We start from the raw sequence: 18720 nt of genomic DNA, 5'->3' as shown, positions 1-18720 counted from the left end.
GCGTTGACGCCCCTGAAGAGGAGAACGCCGCCGATGTTACCTGATACCTTTCTAAGCCACATGCCCGATGCCCTGGCCCGCCTGCGCGCCGCAGGCCAGCGCGTTGTCACGGCGGAAAGCTGCACCGGCGGCCTGCTGACTGCCGCCCTGACCGAGGCCGCTGGCGCGTCCGATGTCGTATGCGGCGGTTTTGTCACCTACTCCAACAGCATGAAGCATCATGCGCTGGGCGTGCCGCTGAAACTGCTGGAAGACTATGGCGCGGTCAGCCGCGAGGTGGCCGCCGCCATGGCGCAGGGCGCGCTCGGTCATGCGCCCGATGCCAACCTGTCAGTCGCCATTACCGGCATTGCAGGCCCCGGCGGGGCCATGCCGGGCAAGCCGGTGGGGCTGGTCTGGTTTGCCGTGGCGGGTGGCGGCACGGTGCATACGGTCTCGCACCATTTTGCGGGTGAGCGGTGGGATATCCGCACCCAGGCCGTACGCGCGGCCCTTGGCCTGCTGCTTGACCACGCGGGTCGGCTGGCGGCGGAATAAGGGCAACATAATAACAGAAGTTTTTGGTGAAGCTTTTTCAAAAAGGCAACACTCAGAGGCTTTTATTTTCTCTATTAATAAATTGTTTTTCAACAATCTTAAGCTTTTTGAAAAAAGCTTAACCAAAAACTTTCTTCTTTTTTCAGGACAAGCTGACGCGACCTAGTACCCGGCCACCGTGCTGCCGGTTTCCGGCACGCGGATGGGGCTTGCGGTCTGGCCCGTGCCCTGTGCCTGCACGGGGTGGCCAGCAGATGCTGTCGGCGCGGGAGCCTGAAGTGAGGCGCGGGCCTTTTGCAGGCTCTGCTCGTTCAGGTCAGCAGTCTCGGCATCGCTGCCGGGCGCGGGGGCCTGCACCTTGTGCGGCGCAGGCGAGGCAGCGTAAGCCAGCGGGGCCACGCACACAAGTGCGGCCCCCATAAGGGCGGGGAGAATCCTGTTCATGAAGTGTTTTTCCCTGTCGTCGATACGGGCGGATCAGGCGTTGCCTGCCTTGGCGGCGCTCACCTGCGCGGGCTCGGCTGCGGGCGGCGGGCCGTAAATATCACGCGCACGCCGGATGAAGGCCGAGACCATGAGGCGCACCGCCTCGTTGAACACCACCCCGATCGCGGCCTGCAACAGGCGGGACTTGAACTCGAAATCCACAAAGAAATCGACCAGGCAGCCACGCGGCTCGGGCGTGAAGGTCCAGACGTTGTTGAGGTAACGGAATGGCCCCTTCTCGTAGCTGACGCGGATGGTGCTGGGCGCTTCAAGCAGGACACGGCTGGTAAATGTCTCGCGGAAGGGCCCGAACCCGATGGTCAGGTCAGCCACCAGTTCGGTTGCGGTGCGCGTGCGCACGCGCGCACTGGTGCACCACGGCAGGAACTGGGGGTATTTCCCGACGTCGGCCACCAGTTCAAAAAGCTGGCTGGGCGAATAGGCGATAAGCCGACGTTCGGCATGGGTGGGCATCTACTTGATCTCCATTGCGCCACGCTCTGCCTTCAGGCGTTGTTCACGTGCGGCGCGTAGCTGCGCAAAATCTGAATCCGCATGGTACGACGACCGGGTCAGGGGCGAGGAACTGACCTGCAGGAAGCCCTTCACCCGGGCCATGCCCGCATAATCGGCAAATTCCTCAGGCGTTACGAACCGGGCTACCGCAGCATGCTTGACCGTAGGCTGGAGATATTGCCCCAGGGTGATGAAATCAACGTCCGCAATGCGCAGGTCATCCATGACCTGAAGGATTTCGGGCCGTTCCTCGCCCAGACCCAGCATCAATCCCGATTTTGTGAAGATGGAGGGGTCCATCCGCTTCACGTCATCAAGCAGGCGCATCGACTGGTAGTACCGCGCGCCGGGGCGGATGGTGGTGTACAGCCGGGGCACGGTCTCGAGATTGTGGTTGAACACATCGGGCCGGGCGCGGACCACCACCTCAAGCGCGCCGGGCTTGCGCAGAAAGTCGGGTGTGAGGATCTCGATGGTGGTGTCAGGCGCGCTGGCACGGATCGCACCAATCACGCGGGCAAAGTGATGCGCCCCCCCATCAGGCAGGTCGTCACGGTCCACCGATGTAATGACCACATGCCGCAGGCCCAGCTTCGCCACCGCATCGGCCACGCGCCCGGGTTCATCCCCGTCAAGCGCGTTGGGCAGGCCGGTGGTGACATTGCAGAACGCGCAGGCGCGGGTGCAGATCTCGCCCATGATCATCATGGTGGCGTGGCGCTGCGACCAGCATTCGCCAATATTGGGGCAGGCCGCCTCCTCGCACACCGTCACGAGGTTGTTGTCGCGCATGAGCTTGCGCGTCTCGTGATAGGTGGGGTGGTTGGGCGCGCGCACGCGGATCCACTCCGGCTTGCGGGCAATCGGGTTATCGGGCCTGTGCGCCTTTTCTGGATGGCGCAGCGTGGCTTCACCCTTCTTGCGGTGGTCGATCATCAAACGCACGGACATGATGCAAAAAATCCCGTAAACAGGCAGATAACCAGAAGTGAAACGCCTGCAGCAAGACGTCAAGCATTCTTGCCACCCTGAGCCGGGCGCAGGATCACAACCGCACGATCAGGGTGCGGTATGGCCCCTGCCCCCGGCTTTCAGCGGGTGTCAGATATGCAGCGCCCCGTCATACGCGGCCAGCACGGCCTCGTGCATGGTCTCGGATATGGTGGGGTGCGGGAAGACCGTTTCCTTCAGTTCGCCATCGGTCAGCTCACCCGTGCGGGCGATCACGTAGCCCTGGATCATCTCGGTCACTTCCGCGCCGACCATGTGCGCGCCGAGCAGTTCGCCCGTCGCATCATCGAAGATGGTCTTGACCATGCCCTCGGGTTCGCCCATCGCAATCGCCTTGCCGTTGCCAATGAACGGGAAGCGACCCACGCGGATCTTGTAACCCGCGGCCTTCGCCTTCTCCTCGCTCAACCCGACGGAGGCCACCTGCGGGCGGCAATAGGTGCAGCCGGGAATGTTCATGGGGCTGATCGGGTGCACTTCGCGGCCCGCGATCAGTTCCGCCACCATCACGCCCTCATGGCTGGCCTTGTGGGCAAGCCACGGCGGGGCCGCGATGTCGCCAATGGCGAACACGCCCTTCTCGCCCGTGCGGCAGTAGGGATCGACCGTGATATGGGTGCGGTCCACCTTGATGGCCGTGCCCTCAAGGCCGATATTCTCGACATTGCCGACAATACCCACCGCCGAGATCACGCGCTCGACCGTAACGGGCGCGGTCTTGCCGCCAGCGGTTATGTCTATCGTAACCGAATTCTCGGCCTTGGTGATTTTGCCCAGCGTCGCCCCGGTCAGGATTTTCATGCCCTGCTTTTCCAGCGCCTTGCGCGCAAAGCCGCTGATCTCGGCATCTTCCACCGGCAGGATGCGGTCGGCCACTTCCACAATGGTCACCTCGGCACCCATGTTGCGGTAGAAGGAGGCGAACTCCACGCCAATCGCGCCCGAGCCGATCACCAGCAGGCTGCGCGGCATGGCCTTGGGCACCATGGCCTCGCGGTAGGACCAGACCAGCTTCCCGTCAGGCTCCAGCCCCGGCAACACGCGGGCACGCGCGCCGGTGGCCACGATCACGTTCGGCGCGGTCAGCACGGTGGTCTCCCTGCCCTCCACGCTGACCGAGACCTTGCGGTTGGCCCCAGCCGTTCCGGCCAGCTTGCCAAAGCCGCTGATGACCGTGACCTTGTGCTTTTTAAGCAGGTGGGCAACACCTGCCGAAAGCTGCGCCGAAACCGCGCGCGAGCGCTTGACCACCTTGTCAAAGTCAAAGCGCACGTTATCGGCAGCAAAGCCGAACTCGCCAAGGTTATGCAGCAGGTGGTTGATCTCGGAGGCGCGCAGCAGCGCCTTGGTGGGAATGCAGCCCCAGTTGAGGCAGATGCCGCCAAGGGCCGCGGCTTCCACCACCGCGACCTTCAGCTTGAGCTGGGCCGCGCGGATGGCCGCGACATACCCGCCGGGGCCGCCGCCAATCACGATCACATCAAACTGTGTGGTGCTCATTGAACGCGCTCCCTCAGACCACAAGGCTCATGGGGTTTTCGACCACCTTGCGGAAGGCCGATACCCACTGCGCCGCCAGCGCGCCATCCACCACACGGTGATCGACCGAGAGCGTGACAGTCATGACAGTGGCGATGGTGATCTCGTTACCCTTGACCACCGGCCTGCGCTCACCTGCCGCAATGGCGAGGATGGCCGCCTGCGGCGGGTTGAGAATGGCCGAGAACGCCTTGACCCCATACATCCCCATATTGGAGATGGAGAAGGTGCCGCCCTGGAATTCCTCGGGCTTGAGCTTGCCCGCCCGCGCACGCGCCACGAGGTCGCGTGTCTCGAGGCTGATCTGGCGCAGGCTCTTGGTGTCGGCCTTGCGCACGATGGGCGTGATCAGCCCATCGGGGATGGAGACGGCGACCGAGATGTCCACGTCTTCATAGACCCGCACGGCCTCCTCGGTGAAAGACACGTTGACCTGCGGCACCCGGCGCAGCGTCACCGCTGCCGCCTTGACCAGCATGTCGTTGACGGAAATCTTGTACGCCCCCGGCCCCTCGTCGGGCGAGGCCGCGTTCATCTGGCTGCGCAGGGCCAGCAGCGCATCAAGCTCCACGTCCATTTCCACATAGAAATGCGGCACGGTGGACTTGGATTCCGTCAGCCTGCGCGCAATGACCTTGCGCATGGTGGTGTGCGGAATGCTCTCGAAGCCCGCTTCTTCCACCACAGCCGCAGGTGTCGCAGCCTTCGGCGCCGGGGCGGCAGCAGCCTGCTCCACGTCACGGCGCACGATGCGCCCGTTGGGGCCGCTGCCCTTGAGGCTGGCAAGGTCAATGCCCTTCTGCGCTGCAATGCGGCGGGCCAGCGGGGAGGCAAACACGCGCGTGCCTTTGGCCGGTGCAGCAGCCGGAGCCGCTGCGGCGGGCTTTGCTGCTGCCGGGGCAGATGGCGCGGGTGCGGGTGAAGCTGCCGGGGCAGCCGGTGCGGGCGCATCCGGCACGCTTTCCCCCTGCGCCACCAGAATGGCGATGGGCGTGTTGACGGCAATGCCGTGCGTGCCGCCCTCGATCAGGATGCGGCCCAGAATGCCTTCATCCACGGCCTCGACTTCCATCGTGGCCTTGTCGGTCTCGATCTCGGCAATCACGTCGCCTGCGGCAATCGTGTCGCCCTCCGCCTTGAGCCAGCGGGCCAGCGTGCCTTCCTTCATGGTGGGCGAAAGGGCTGGCATCAGGATGTTGATGGACATCGCGCGTTCCCCTCACACAACCTGCCGGACGGCATTGATGATCCAGTCCGTATTGGGCAGGGCCAGCTTTTCAAGGTTGGCGGCGAACGGCATGGGCACGTCAGCCCCCGCCACGCGCACCGGTGGGGCGTCGAGGTAGTCGAACGCATGCTCGATCACCTGCATGGCCACTTCCGCGCCGATGCCTGCAAACGGCCAGCCTTCTTCCACCGTAACGAGGCGGCTGGTCTTCTTCACGCTGTCCACCACGGTCTGGGTATCGAGCGGGCGGATGGTGCGCAGGTTGATCACCTCCGCCTCGATGCCCTGCTCGGCCAGTTTTGCCGCCGCCTCAAGGGCCACGCCCACCATGATGGAGAAGGTGACGATGGTCACGTCACGCCCCTCGCGCTCCACCTTGGCCTTGCCGATGGGCAGGATGAAGTCCTCATCCACCGGGCAGGGAAAGCGCTGGCCGTACAGGATCTCGTTTTCAAGGAACACGACCGGGTTGGGGTCGCGGATGGCCGCGCGCAGCAGGCCCTTGGCATCCGCCGCCGACCAGGGTGCGACCACCTTCAGCCCCGGCACATGGCCGTACCAGCTTGCATAGCACTGCGAATGCTGGGCCCCCACGCGGGCCGCCGCGCCATTGGGGCCACGGAACACGATGGGGCACGACATCTGCCCGCCCGACATGTAGCGCGTCTTGGCCGCCGAGTTGATGATCTGGTCAATGGCCTGCATGGCGAAGTTCATGGTCATGAACTCGACAATCGGCTTGAGCCCGGTCAGGGCCGCGCCAATGGCCATGCCGGTGAAGCCCTGCTCGGTAATGGGCGTGTCGATCACCCGCTTCTCGCCAAACTGGTCGAGCAGCCCCTGCGAGACCTTGTAGGCCCCCTGGTACTGGGCCACTTCCTCACCGATCAGGAACACGTCCTCATCACGCGCAAGTTCGGCGGCCATGGCGTCACGCAGCGCTTCGCGCACGGTAATCTCGGCGGTCTCGCCCCAGTCCTTTTCGGGCTGCGGGGCGACAGGAGCGGCTGTTGGCGGGGCGACGGAGGGCACGCACGAGGGCTGGGCCGCCGCAGGCCTTGCCGCCGCCGTGGGGACTGCCGCCGGCATGGCGGATGCATCCTCGCCTTGGGCCAGCAGAACGGCGATGGGCGTGTTGACCGCCACGTTCTCGGTGCCTTCGGGCACCAGGATCTGGCCAAGCGTCCCTTCGTCCACGGCCTCGACTTCCATCGTGGCCTTGTCGGTCTCGATCTCGGCAATCACGTCGCCTGCGGCAATCGCGTCACCGGGCTTGCGCAGCCAGCGGGCCACCTTCCCCTCCTTCATGGTCGGAGAAAGGGCGGGCATGAGTATTTCTGTTGCCATCTCTAGATCAGCTTTCCACCAGTATGTCCGTCCACAGCTCCGAGGGGTCGGGCTCGGGACTGGTCTGGGCAAACGCCGCCGCATCGGTCACGACCGCCTTGACCTGTTCGTCCATGGCTTTCAGTTCGTTTTCTTCAACGCCCATGGCCAGCAGTTCGCGGCGCACGCGGTCGATGGGGTCCTGGGTCTTGCGGATCTCATCCACTTCCGAGCGCTGGCGGTATTTTGCCGGGTCGGACATGGAATGACCACGATAGCGATAGGTATCGACCTCGAGCAGCACCGGGCCCTTGCCCGCACGGCAATGGGCCACGGCCTCGGCTGCTGCCGCGCGCACGGCCTGCACGTCCATGCCATCGACATACATGCCGGGAATGCCCCACGGCTCGCCATTGCGCCACAGCGCCTTCGAGGCCGAGGCCCTCTCCACGCTGGTGCCCATGCCGTAGCGGTTGTTTTCCAGCACGAACAGGCAGGGCAGCTTGTGCAGGGCGGCGAGGTTGAAGCTCTCGTAAACCTGGCCCTGGTTGGAGGCGCCCTCGCCGTAATACGTGACCGAGACCTCGTCCGTGCCGCGATACTTGTTGGCGAATGCCAGCCCGATGCCCAGCGAGACCTGCGCGCCCACGATGCCGTGGCCACCATAGAAATGTTTCTCGCTCGAGAACATGTGCATCGACCCCCCCTTGCCGTGGGAGTAGCCTCCTTCACGTCCGGTCAGTTCAGCCATAACCCCGCGCGGGTCCATGCCTGCGGCGAGCATCTGGCCATGATCGCGATAGGAGGTGATGATCTTGTCGCCCTGCTTGAGTTCCATCTGGATTCCGACCACAACGGCTTCCTGCCCGATATACAGGTGGCAGAACCCGCCAATCAGCCCCATGCCATAAAGCTGGCCCGAACGCTCCTCGAAGCGGCGGATCAGCACCATCTGGTAATAGGCATGCTTCAGGTCGGCTTCGGTCATGGCGCGGCTGTTATGCCCGCCCCCCAGGCCGGGATCGGTCTCGTTACTCATCGAACGTCCTTGGTTCATGGTGCCCGTGCCGCCACCCGCGCAGGGTAGGGCAGCCGTTGCGATTGCAGGGTGTTGTCGGTGCCATCAGGAACCTGATGCACGGTCATAAGTGCCAGACGCGCCGCCGGATTTATGGATCACATGGATCTGACCAATTTCCATGTCGCGCTCCACGGCCTTGCACATGTCATATAAGGTCAACGCCGCGACGGAGGCCGCCGTCAGCGCCTCCATCTCCACCCCGGTCGGCCCCGTGGTGCGCACGCGCGCGGTAATGTCGATCCCCTCGCCTGCCCTGTCTGGCACAAGTTCCACCTTGACGGAGGCAATGGCCAGCGGGTGGCACAGCGGGATCAGTTCCGCCGTTTTCTTGGCCGCCATGATGCCCGCGATGCGCGCCGTGGCCAGCACATCGCCCTTGGGCATGGCCCCGGCCAGGATCAGGCCCAGCGTTTCAGCGCGCATTTTTATATGGCCATGCGCCACGGCCTCGCGCCGCGTGTCAGGCTTGGCCGAGACATCGACCATGACCGCGTGCCCCGCCGCATCGAGGTGTGACAGGCGGGGTGCGGTCATGGCGTGCTCTCGGCCGGTGGGGCTGCCGCATCCGGGCTGGCCGGGGCGGTGGTGCCGAGCAGGGCATGCACGGCGGCCCCCACATCCTCATGACGCAGCAGGCTCTCGCCCACCAGGAAGCCCGATGCGCCCACGGCGTTGAGCTTCATCACATCCGCATGCGTGCGGATGCCGCTTTCTGACACGATGATCCGGTCGGGCGGCACCAGGGGGGCGAGGCGGCAGGTGGTCTCGATATCGGTCTGGAGGGTCTTGAGGTTGCGGTTGTTGATGCCGATCAGCGAGGTATCGAGGGCCAGCGCGCGGTTGAGTTCGCCTTCATCATGCACTTCAACGAGCACATCCATATCGAGGCCACGGGCGATGTCGAGCAGCTCGGCGGCTTCGGCATCGGTCAGGATGGCCATGATGAGCAGGATGCAGTCAGCGCCCATCAGGCGGCTTTCATGCACCTGCCACGGGTCGATGATGAAGTCCTTGCGCAGGATGGGCAGTTTGCACGCCTCGCGCACGCGGGTCAGGTCCTCGGCGCTGCCATGGAAGCATGAGCCCTCGGTCAACACGGAAATGCACGCAGCCCCCGCCGCCTCGTAGGCTTCGGCAATGACGGTCGGCTCATAGTCGGGGCGCAGGATACCGGCGGAAGGCGATGCCTTCTTGATTTCCGCGATCAGGCCGATCTGGTGGTCGGCGGTCTTCTGCTTCAGCGCCTGGCCAAAGCCGCGCGGGGGCGTGTTCACCTCACGAGCCCGGGCAGTGATTTCCTTCAGCGGCATGACCTTGGCACGCTGCGCCACGTCCACCCGGGTCCGTGCACAGATACGTTCCAGAACATCGGGAATGCTGTCCACATCCACGGGCTGGACACTGCCTGTCTGGGGGGAGGTCATTGGCGTGTCGTTCATGTTTTACCCTGTTACTCTGTTTGGCCCGTCTGCCCGGAACTGCCGGACACCCTCCAGCACGGCCGCGACCGCGCCATTGTCGAGCACACCCGCAGCCTGGCGGATGTTCTCGTGCAGGGCGGCATAGTCAATCACGCCACCGTGCATGATATTGTCCCCTCGCCCCGCCACATGCAATGCCACCGCTGCATTGAGCAGCACGGTATCACGGTAGGCGCCCTGTCCGCCCGCCGCCAGCGCGCGCAGGGCAGCGGCATTATGGGCAGGCGCGCCGCCTGCAATGGCCGCGATGGGAGCAGGTTGCAGGCCGGTCTTTTCGGGCATGATGGTCAGGCTGTGGATCTGGCCATCTTCCAGCACGCAGGCCTGGGTGGGGCCGGCAAGGGTCAGTTCATCAATAAAGCGCCCCTGCCCGCAATCCCCACTTACTGCCCAGACCCGCTCGGAGCCCAGGGCGCGGAGCGTGCGCGCCATCACGTCAAGCCATTGCGGCGCGAACACGCCCACGAGCTGCCGCCTGACCCCGGCGGGGTTGGAAAGCGGGCCGACAAGGTTGAAAATGGTGCGAAACCCCAGCGCGCGACGCACGGCCCCCACATGCCGCATGGCGGGATGGTGGCTGGTTGCGGCCAGAAACGTCACGTTATGCGCCGCCACCATCTGCCCGATCGGCCTAGCCTCAACGGGCATCGGCACGCCAAGTTCCAGCAGCACGTCGGTCGCACCCGAGCGCGATGACAGGGCGCGGTTGCCATGCTTGACCACCGGCACCCCAAGCGCTGCAAGCACGAAGGCCACGGCGGTCGAGACATTGAGCGTGCCCAGCCCGTCGCCGCCGGTGCCGCATACATCGATCGCGCCTACAGGCATGTCCGGCACGGCCAGCATGCGCGCGCGCATGGCCTGCACGGCGGCTTCCAGCTCGCCCACGCTTTCGCCACGCATGTGCAGCGCGGTCAGGAAGGCGGCCAGCATGCCCTCGCCCACCGCGCCGTCCATGATCAGGCCAAAGGCTTCACGCGCCATGTCGGGCATGAGTCTGTCGCCGTCAAGCACGGTATCAAGAATAGTGCGGAACCTGGCGGAGCATGGTGATGGATCGGCCGGCCGCTGCCGCATCACGCCTTCCAGTTCCACGGGGTCGGCGCTTATCAGGTCGCGCATGCGCAACGCGGTCAGAAACGCGATGGCCGGGATCTCGTCCACATTGCCGTTCGTGATCTGATCAAGTCCGGCCCGCGCCACCTCCGTCGGCACATGGCCCGGCCCCACGATACGCTGCACGATATCCCCGAACGCGGCCTTCGCTGTGGGGGGCGTATCCGTCATGCCGCCCATGCCCGCTCAGGCGGCCTTGCGCGGTGTGTTCTCGCCCCGCGCGATGGACAGGAAATTGGCCATGATCTCGTGGCCATATTCCGAAGCGATGCTCTCGGGGTGGAACTGCACGCCAAAGATCGGCAGGCTGGCGTGGCGCAGGCCCATGATCACGCCATCGGAGGTATGGGCGGTGGCGACGAGCGTATCGGGCAGACTGTCGGGGTCGACCGTCAGGCTGTGGTAGCGGGTGGCGTTGAAGGGGTCCGGCAGGCCGGTGAAAATATCGGTGCCGTCATGATAGACCGGCGAGACCTTGCCATGCATGGGCACGGGTGACCGGACCACCTTGCCGCCAAAGACCTGACCAATGGCCTGGTGGCCAAGGCAGACGCCAAAGACCGGCACCCTGCCCGCGGCGGCGGCAATCAGGTCGCAGCAGATCCCGGCCTCGTTGGGCGAACAGGGACCGGGCGAGATGACAATGGCCTCAGGCCTGAGCGCAAGCGCCTCTTCCACGCTGATGGCATCGTTACGGTACACATCGCATCTCTCGCCCAGGTCACCGAGGTAATGGACGAGATTGAACGTGAAACTGTCATAATTGTCGATCAGGAGGATCATGGGCGTATCATGGCTTTTCCGCTGGGCCGGGTCAAACCCTGCGGCCTGCCCCGGCATGTCTGGGCGCATCCTATCATGTACGCCGCCGCTATCAAATCGCCTTATGCGCCGTCATCCGTAGCAAAACGCACAGCTTCCTCCGCCGCGCGAAACAGGGCGCGGGCTTTCTGGCGCGTTTCCTCGTATTCCGCCTCGGGCACGCTGTCGGCCACCACGCCGCAGCCCGCCTGCACGTACATCCGCCCGTCCTTGACCACCGCCATGCGCAGGCCGATGCAGGTATCCATGTCGCCATCGGGGCCAAAATAGCCGATGCACCCGGCATAGGTGGCGCGGCGGGTGGGCTCCACCTCGTCAATGATCTGCATGGCACGGATCTTGGGGGCGCCCGTCAGCGTGCCAGCGGGGAAGCCCGCCATCAGGGCATCAAGCGCCTCGAGCCCCGGCCGCAGCCTGCCTTCCACGTTGGACGAGATGTGCATGACATGGCTGAAGCGTTCGATCACGAACTGCTCGGTCACCTTGACCGAGCCAAGTTCGCACACCCGACCCACATCGTTGCGGCCGAGGTCGATCAGCATCAGGTGCTCGGCGCGCTCCTTGGGGTCGGCAAGCAGGTCCTCTTCCAGCGCCAGATCCTCCGCCGTGGTGTGGCCACGCGGGCGGGTGCCAGCCAGCGGGCGCACGGTCATCGTGCCCTCGCGCAGGCGCACCAGGATCTCGGGGGAGGAACCGACAAGGCTGAACCCGTCAAGGTCGAGATAGAACAGGAAAGGTGCCGGATTGATGCGCCGCAGCGCGCGGTACAGCGCAAAGGGCGGCAGCGTGAAGGCCGCGCTGAAGCGCTGGCTCGGCACGATCTGGAACGCATCGCCCGCCGCGATGTAGTCTTGCAACCTGCGCACGATATCGCAGAACGCCTCACGCGACAGCGTGGATTGCGGCACCGGCGCCTCGATCTCGCCCGCGGGCGCATCAGGCAGCTCCACCGGGGTGGAGAGCGCCGCGCGGGCCTGTTGCAGCCGGGCCTGCCCCTCGTCCCATATGGTCTCGGGCGCAACACCGGGCCGGGGGCGCAGCGGGCTTGCCAGCAGCAGTTCATCGCGCACGGTGTCGAATATGGCGAACAGGCCGGGGCGGATCAGGATGCCTTCGGGCAGGTTCAGGTCATCGGCGGGCATGTCAGGCAGGTGCTCGACCTGGCGCACCATGTCATAGCCAAGGTAACCGAACACGCCGCCGGTCATGGGAGGCAGACCCTCGGGCAGGTCGATGCGGCTTTCATGCAGGATGCGCCGCAGCGAGACCAGCGGGGCCTCGGCCTCGGGCGTGAAGACATGGCTGGGCGCTGCCGGGTCGTGGCATATGCTGGCCCGGCCATCATGGCAGCGCCAGATCAGGTCGGGCAGCAGGCCAATGACCGAGTAGCGCCCGCGCGAAGTCCCCCCCTCGACGCTTTCAAGCAGGAAGGCGTTATGCCCACCATTGCCGCCGCCATGGCTGCGCGCCAGCTTTGCCAGCCGCAGGAAGGCCGCGACCGGCGTGAGCAGGTCGGCAGGCTCGATACGCCACGCCACACCGGCCTGCCCTGCCCGCAGTCGGGCCAGCGCCGCGTCGCGCCCTTCGTGGTCAAGAGAGGCCCCGGGGCCTGCCGTCTGTACGCTCACTGTGCTGCTCCCGCCTTCTGCTGGCCAGTCACTTCCGCCATCACCGCCTGAATGGCACTGTTATTTGGCTTGGGCTTGACGATGCCTTCAAGGGCCGCGCCATAGCTCATTTCAATATCATCGCCCATCGACTGGCCCAGCCCGGCGCGCACCCGGTCATACAGGTTTTTCTGGGTGGCGGGGTCGGGGTGGTTGATGGTGGTGAGCGTGGCCACGACGTACGCATCGCCTGCCTGCGTCATGACACTCTGCCCCGGCTGCGACAGGCGGAAGATCAGGGCCGCCACCTCACGCGGGATTTCGGGCGCGGGCTGCATGGGCGAGATCGGCTGGCTGTGCTCAAGCCCGGCAATGGCGGGGCTGACATGGCCAAGCCCGCCCTGCGCTGCCGCCTGCGTGTAATAGGCGGTGGCCTGCTCGTCGGCCATGTGGCGACGGGCCGCCGCCTGCCACGCGGTGGCAACCTTCGGCCCGGCCTCGGCCAGGGTCTGCACATGACCCGGGGTCACACCATCAACCGCAACGGCGTACCACACGCCATCCGGCCCCTGCACCAGTTCGGGGTTCGCCCCTTTGGCCTGCGAGAACACGCGCGCGATAATGGCCTGCCGGGCGGCATCGCTGCCGGGAATGGGCGCGGGCGTGCCCTCATGCGTCAGGCCCTGCGCGTCCAGGTCACCCGAGACGGCGGTAGCGGCGAGATCGGTGGGAATGGCGTCAAGCCCGCCGCCTGCAATCGCATCCTGCAGCTTCTTCACGCGGTCGGCCAGCAGCGCCTGGGCGCGATCATGCGCCAGCTTGTCGTGCAGGGCCTGCTTCACCTCATCAAAGGGCGTGGAATGGGCGGCATTGATGGCTGTCACACGAAAGACGACCCAGCCCCCCTCGCTCTTGATCGGCCCCTGCGTTGCATTGGCGGGGGCTGCGAAGATCTGCCTGCCCAGATCGGCCGAGGGCACGTCGCCCACCTTGATGCCCGGCAGCTCCACCGCCGCCGCATCCTTGCCCGCGTTTTTCTGCACGCTGGCCCACGCGCCGCCATCCGTCCACTGCGCGGCGAGCGCCTTTGCACGGTCCTCGGTCGGCACGGTCACGATCTGCACGCTGCGCCGCTCGGGCTGGTTGAAGGTCTGGGCCTGCGCCTCGTAGGCCTGGTGCAGGTCGGCATCGGTAATATCCAGCCGCTGGCCGATCGTATCGGCCGACAGCACCACGATGCGGGCATGGCGGTATTCCGGCACGGTAAATTCCCACGGGTGGTTCGCCTGGTAGCGGGCAAGCTGGGCTGCGGTGGGGGTGGCGATCACGTTCTGCGCGTCAAAGGGCACGCGCACGAGGTCGATGGTGCGGGTCTGGGCCTCGAAATCGAATATGCGGCGCACCATTACATCAGGGGCGGTCACGCCATCACGAATCGGCTGCAGCAGCACGCGCGAGGCCTGCTCCTGCTGCACCAGCTCGATCAGGCGGCCCTCGGTCATGCCGCTGCGGCGCAGGCGGTCATTGAACAGGGCGCGGTCGAACTGGCCATCGCGCCCCTTGAAGGCAGGGATGGAGAAGATTTCGTCGCGCACCACGGAATCGGGCACGATCAGGCCGTGACGGTCCGCAGCCTCTGCAATCTCGGCCTGCAGCATGAGGCGGCCGAGCACCTGCTGGGCCACCTGCTCACGCGTGGCGGCGGGAATTTGCGAGGGGTCGGCAAGGTGCATGGACTGCGCCACCTGCGGCATCTCGGTCTGCAACGCGGTCTGGTAGGTCTGCACCAGTATGGGGCGGTTGCCCACGCGGGCGGCCACGTCGGCGCGCTCGGTGCCGATATTGAGCAGCACGTCGCCCACGCCAAAACCGATGAAGGCCAGGAAGAACAGCCCGGCGACGATACGCCCCACCCATGAATCGACAAACACGCGATACAGAAAAGACAGCATGAAAAACCCTGCACCAGGACCAAGACAAACGCGGACGGATCAGACCCGCGCACCCCGTACGCCGTGCGGGCGGCCCTGTTTTCCGGTCGGGCACCATACGGTCACGGTAGCGGTTTGACCAGCGCTAGCATGCATGCGGGCCGGTTGTGCCGCGCGCGCGGGTTGCAACGCCGCCGCAGCCGTGGTGTAGGCTTGCCGCCATCATCGCCATGCCCCGTGCCGCCCGCAGGCCGCACGACCGGGCCATGGCCAGGAGGGGAAACATGAAACAGATCATTGTTGGCAACTGGAAGATGAACGGCCTGAGCGCGGATGCGGATGCGCTGACAGACGCGCTGGCTACGGAACTGGCGAGCCTGCCCACCCGCGCCGACGTGGTGGTCTGCCCGCCCTTTACGCAGCTTGCCCGCCTTGCACCAAAACTGAAGGCGGCCGGCATCGCCCTTGGCGCGCAGGATTGCCACAAGGATGCATCAGGCGCGCACACGGGCGATATTTCCGCCCCCATGCTGGTCGACCTCGGGGTGCAGTATGTCATCCTTGGCCATTCCGAGCGCCGTGCCGAGCACCATGAGCTTGACGAGACGGTGCGCGAGAAAGCCGTTGCCGCCATGGCCGCCGGCCTCACCCCCATCGTGTGCGTGGGCGAGAACGACGACCAGCGCTCATCAGGGGATTCGCAGGCCACCGTGGGCTGGCAGCTCGAGGGCTCGCTGCCGCAGGGCTTTACAGGCATCGTGGCCTATGAGCCGATCTGGGCCATCGGCACCGGGCAGGCTGCATCACAGCAGGATATTGCCGATATGTCCGCCTTTATCCGCGCCGAACTGGTGCGGCAGTTCGGTGAAGCTGGCAAAACGATCCGAATCCTTTATGGTGGGTCCGTTAACGCACGCAATGTCACCGATATCCTGCCTGTCGAACACGTTGACGGGGCGCTGGTGGGCAATGCCAGCCTGAAGGCCGAGTCCTTCGTGCCGCTTGTCCGCGCCGCCCGCGCATCGTGATTGCCGCGCGGCCTGCGGGGATCTACTGGAAAGACGCATGATCACAGTTCTTCTTCTACTGCACCTGTTCGTCACCATCGCGCTGATCGGCACCATCCTGATCCAGCGCAGCGAGGGTGGCGGCCTTGGAATCGGCGGCTCGCAGGGCATGGGCTCCTTCATGTCCGGGCGCGGCACGGCAACGCTGCTCACCCGCTCGACCGCGGTGCTCGGCACGGCGTTCATGGTGCTCTCGCTCACGCTCGCGGTCATGAACCGGGGTGCCTCGAGCGGGGTTGGCCACGATATCCTGGCCCAGCCGCCCGCAACTTCGGCCCCCGCAGGCAAGTAAGCCCGGCCCCTTTCGGGCACGGGCAGCAGCCCCTGCCCCGCATATGTGGGGCGGGGGCTTTTTATTTTTTTAATCAGCCCGCAGGTAGGCTTTGCGCGTGGGCTGCAAGCAGTGTAGGAAGGCCATCCATGACGCGGTTTGTATTCATCACCGGCGGCGTGGTGTCCTCCCTCGGCAAAGGCATCGCTTCGGCTGCCCTTGCTGCCCTGCTCCAGACCCGTGGCTATCGGGTCCGTTTGCGCAAGCTTGACCCCTATCTCAATGTCGATCCGGGGACCATGAGTCCCTACCAGCACGGCGAGGTCTTCGTGACCGACGACGGTGCCGAGACGGATCTCGACCTTGGGCATTATGAACGCTTTACCGGCGTGCCCGCCACCAAGGCGGATAATGCCACCACGGGGCAGATCTATTCCGGCGTGATCGCGCGCGAGCGGCGTGGCGACTACCTTGGCGCCACCGTACAGGTCATTCCCCACATTACCGACTCGATCAAGGAAACGATCGTGGCGGATACCGAGGATCTTGACTTCGTGCTGGTCGAGATCGGCGGCACGGTGGGCGATATCGAGAGCCTGCCCTTCCTTGAATCCATCCGGCAGTTGCGCAATGACCTCGCACCTGACCAGACCATGTTCATCCACCTCACCCTGCTGCCCTGGATCGCGGCTGCGGGTGAACTGAAAACCAAGCCCACGCAGCATTCGGTCAAGGAACTGCAGAACGTGGGCATCCAGCCGCAGATGCTCGTCTGCCGCTCGGACCGGGAAATACCGGAAAACGAGCGCCGCAAGATCGCCAATTTCTGCAACGTGCGCCCGCAGGCCGTCATTGCCGCGCGCGATGTGGATACGATCTATGCCTGCCCCATCTCGTATCATGCCGAGGGCATGGACACCGAGGTGCTGCACCATTTCGGCCTGCCGACCGATACGGCCCCCGACCTGTCGCGGTGGGAGAAGATCGTTGACGCCGTGCGCCACCCCGACCGCGAGGTGGTGGTGACGGTGGTGGGCAAATACACTGCCCTGCTCGACAGCTACAAATCGCTCATCGAGGCGCTGCAGCATGGCGGCATTGCCAACCGTGCGCGCGTGCGGCTGAACTGGGTCGAGGCCGAAAGCTTCGAGAAATCGGACGACGCGGTGAACATGCTGGCCCGCAGCGACGCCATTCTGGTGCCCGGCGGGTTTGGCGAGCGCGGATCGGAAGGCAAGATCCGCGCCGTGCGCTATGCGCGTGAGAACAACATCCCCTTCATGGGCATCTGCTTTGGCATGCAGATGGCGGTGGTGGAATGCGCGCGCAACCTTGCGGGCATTCCCGATGCATCTTCGACCGAATTCGGGCCTACCGACCAGCCGGTGGTGGGCCTGATGACCGAATGGGCACGCGGCAACGAACTGCTGCGCCGGCGCGAAGGCGGCGAACTTGGCGGTACCATGCGCCTTGGCGCCTACCCCGCCAAACTTGCTGAAGGCTCACGGGCAGCCGAGACCTATGGCCGCACCGACATCCGCGAGCGCCATCGCCACCGCTACGAGGTCAACGTGCATTACCGCGAGCAGCTGGAAAAGACCGGCCTGCGCTTTTCGGGCATGTCGCCTGACAATATCCTGCCTGAAGTGGTGGAATACCCCGACCATCCGTGGTTCATTGCGGTGCAGTACCACCCCGAGCTGCTCTCCAAGCCGTTTGACCCGCATCCGCTGTTCTCCGGCTTCATCAAGGCGGCAGTGGCGCACGCGGCGGCCAAGCGATGACAACGCACGCCACGGTCGATATCGGCGCGCTTGCGGTTGGCAACGAACACCCGTTCGTGCTGATTGCGGGGCCATGCCAGATCGAGTCCGCCCAGCATGCAACCGAGGTGGCCGATGCCCTGCAGGGCATGGCGAAGCGCCTCGGCATCGGGCTGATCTATAAAAGTTCGTTCGACAAGGCCAACCGCACCTCCATCAACGGCGCGCGCGGCGTGGGCATGGCACAGGGGCTTGATATCCTCTCACAGGTGCGCGCGCGTTTTGGCATGCCGGTCCTCACCGACGTGCACCAGCCCGAGCAGTGCGCGCCGGTGGCGGAAGTGGCCGATGTGCTCCAGATCCCCGCCTTCCTGTGCCGCCAGACCGACCTGTTGCTGGCAGCAGGCCAGACCGGGGCTGCCATCAACATCAAGAAGGGGCAGTTCCTTGCCCCGTGGGACATGGCGAACGTGGCGGCCAAGGTCGCCTCGACCGGTAACGAACGCATCATGCTGTGCGAGCGCGGCACGTCGTTTGGCTACAACACGCTGGTCAATGACATGCGGGCGCTGCCCATCATGGCAGGTACGGGTTACCCTGTAATCTATGATGCCACGCATTCGGTGCAGCAGCCCGGCGGCCTGGGTTCGGCCTCGGGCGGGCAGCGCGTGTTCGCACCCATTCTGGCGCGCGCGGCTCTGGCCATTGGCGTGGCGGGCCTGTTTATCGAGACCCATCCCGACCCCGACACGGCCCCGAGCGATGGCGCGACCATGCTGCCGCTCTCGGCCATGGAAGACCTGCTGGCCACCCTGCTGCGCTATGACCGGTTGACCAAGCAGACCCCGCCGGATGAAATCCTCTAAAAGCTTCAGAAGATCGCCGCCTTTTTGAAAAAAGGCGGCCCCAAAAGACTTTTACTTTTCCGCTTTCAGCCG

General features: G+C 65.1%; 19 protein-coding genes. 5 read left to right on the top strand and 14 right to left on the bottom strand.

Features of this window, described 5'->3' with window-relative positions; translation table 11 throughout:
* The first annotated feature begins 33 nt into the window (after positions 1-33).
* Positions 34-537, top strand: a complete 504-nt coding sequence (locus QEG70_RS12475) for a CinA family protein (protein WP_308720967.1) — start codon at positions 34-36, stop codon at positions 535-537.
* A 162-nt stretch (positions 538-699) separates the two neighbouring features.
* On the opposite strand, the gene QEG70_RS12470 is transcribed toward QEG70_RS12475, so the two are convergent.
* From QEG70_RS12470 to QEG70_RS12405, 14 genes are all read right to left on the bottom strand, one after another.
* On the bottom strand, positions 700-981 hold the full coding sequence (locus tag QEG70_RS12470) for a hypothetical protein (protein WP_308720966.1): 282 nt from the start codon (positions 979-981) through the stop codon (positions 700-702).
* Between the two features lie 33 nt (positions 982-1014).
* A complete protein-coding gene (locus QEG70_RS12465) occupies positions 1015-1497 on the bottom strand; it encodes a type II toxin-antitoxin system RatA family toxin (RefSeq protein ID WP_308720965.1) in 483 nt (160 codons plus the stop codon).
* A complete protein-coding gene (lipA, locus tag QEG70_RS12460; protein ID WP_129551302.1) occupies positions 1498-2490 on the bottom strand; it encodes a lipoyl synthase in 993 nt (330 codons plus the stop codon).
* A gap of 150 nt (positions 2491-2640) precedes the next feature.
* Positions 2641-4050, bottom strand: coding sequence for a dihydrolipoyl dehydrogenase (lpdA, locus tag QEG70_RS12455; RefSeq protein WP_308720964.1), 1410 nt, complete (start codon positions 4048-4050; stop codon positions 2641-2643).
* 13 nt (positions 4051-4063) lie between these two features.
* On the bottom strand, positions 4064-5296 hold the full coding sequence (locus QEG70_RS12450; RefSeq protein WP_308720963.1) for a pyruvate dehydrogenase complex dihydrolipoamide acetyltransferase: 1233 nt from the start codon (positions 5294-5296) through the stop codon (positions 4064-4066).
* A 12-nt stretch (positions 5297-5308) separates the two neighbouring features.
* Positions 5309-6664: a pyruvate dehydrogenase complex E1 component subunit beta gene (locus QEG70_RS12445; RefSeq protein ID WP_308720962.1), complete on the bottom strand. Its 1356-nt coding sequence runs from the start codon at positions 6662-6664 to the stop codon at positions 5309-5311.
* Positions 6665-6671: 7 nt separating this feature from the next.
* On the bottom strand, positions 6672-7631 hold the full coding sequence (gene pdhA / locus QEG70_RS12440) for a pyruvate dehydrogenase (acetyl-transferring) E1 component subunit alpha (protein ID WP_308721108.1): 960 nt from the start codon (positions 7629-7631) through the stop codon (positions 6672-6674).
* A 135-nt stretch (positions 7632-7766) separates the two neighbouring features.
* A complete protein-coding gene (gene moaC, locus QEG70_RS12435; RefSeq protein WP_308720961.1) occupies positions 7767-8258 on the bottom strand; it encodes a cyclic pyranopterin monophosphate synthase MoaC in 492 nt (163 codons plus the stop codon).
* A complete protein-coding gene (trpC, locus tag QEG70_RS12430) occupies positions 8255-9148 on the bottom strand; it encodes an indole-3-glycerol phosphate synthase TrpC (RefSeq protein ID WP_308721107.1) in 894 nt (297 codons plus the stop codon). Before trpC ends, moaC begins: the two co-directional genes overlap by 4 nt.
* Positions 9149-9166: 18 nt before the next feature.
* Positions 9167-10501 carry an anthranilate phosphoribosyltransferase gene (gene trpD / locus QEG70_RS12425; protein ID WP_308720960.1) on the bottom strand — a complete coding sequence of 445 codons (1335 nt, stop codon included), beginning with the start codon at positions 10499-10501 and terminating at the stop codon, positions 9167-9169.
* Between the two features lie 6 nt (positions 10502-10507).
* Positions 10508-11104, bottom strand: a complete 597-nt coding sequence (locus QEG70_RS12420) for an anthranilate synthase component II (RefSeq protein WP_308721106.1) — start codon at positions 11102-11104, stop codon at positions 10508-10510.
* Positions 11105-11205: 101 nt separating this feature from the next.
* Positions 11206-12711: an anthranilate synthase component I gene (gene trpE, locus QEG70_RS12415; RefSeq protein ID WP_374762603.1), complete on the bottom strand. Its 1506-nt coding sequence runs from the start codon at positions 12709-12711 to the stop codon at positions 11206-11208.
* Between the two features lie 56 nt (positions 12712-12767).
* A complete protein-coding gene (locus QEG70_RS12410; protein WP_308720958.1) occupies positions 12768-14702 on the bottom strand; it encodes a peptidylprolyl isomerase in 1935 nt (644 codons plus the stop codon).
* A gap of 124 nt (positions 14703-14826) precedes the next feature.
* Entirely contained in the window at positions 14827-14967 is a 141-nt protein-coding gene (locus tag QEG70_RS12405) for a hypothetical protein (protein WP_156470301.1), read from the bottom strand.
* On the opposite strand from QEG70_RS12405, the gene tpiA reads away from it, so the two are divergent.
* The 4 genes from tpiA (at position 14966) to kdsA (ending at position 18648) form a co-directional block, all read left to right on the top strand.
* Entirely contained in the window at positions 14966-15709 is a 744-nt protein-coding gene (gene tpiA / locus QEG70_RS12400; RefSeq protein WP_308720957.1) for a triose-phosphate isomerase, read from the top strand. The genes QEG70_RS12405 and tpiA overlap by 2 nt on opposite strands.
* A gap of 37 nt (positions 15710-15746) precedes the next feature.
* Positions 15747-16040 (top strand): preprotein translocase subunit SecG, encoded by a 294-nt coding sequence (gene secG / locus QEG70_RS12395; protein ID WP_110569213.1) that lies wholly within the window; start codon positions 15747-15749, stop codon positions 16038-16040.
* Positions 16041-16168: 128 nt separating this feature from the next.
* Positions 16169-17803: a CTP synthase gene (locus tag QEG70_RS12390; protein ID WP_308720956.1), complete on the top strand. Its 1635-nt coding sequence runs from the start codon at positions 16169-16171 to the stop codon at positions 17801-17803.
* Positions 17800-18648: a 3-deoxy-8-phosphooctulonate synthase gene (gene kdsA / locus QEG70_RS12385; RefSeq protein WP_308720955.1), complete on the top strand. Its 849-nt coding sequence runs from the start codon at positions 17800-17802 to the stop codon at positions 18646-18648. The genes QEG70_RS12390 and kdsA overlap by 4 nt, the downstream gene beginning before the upstream one ends.
* The last annotated feature ends 72 nt before the right edge of the window (positions 18649-18720 follow it).

Origin of the sequence: Komagataeibacter xylinus, from assembly GCF_031081985.1 — a bacterium.
Taxonomy (GTDB): domain Bacteria; phylum Pseudomonadota; class Alphaproteobacteria; order Acetobacterales; family Acetobacteraceae; genus Komagataeibacter; species Komagataeibacter xylinus_E.
Note: the sequence above shows the minus strand (reverse complement) of the source record. Positions and strands in the feature narration are given on the sequence as shown.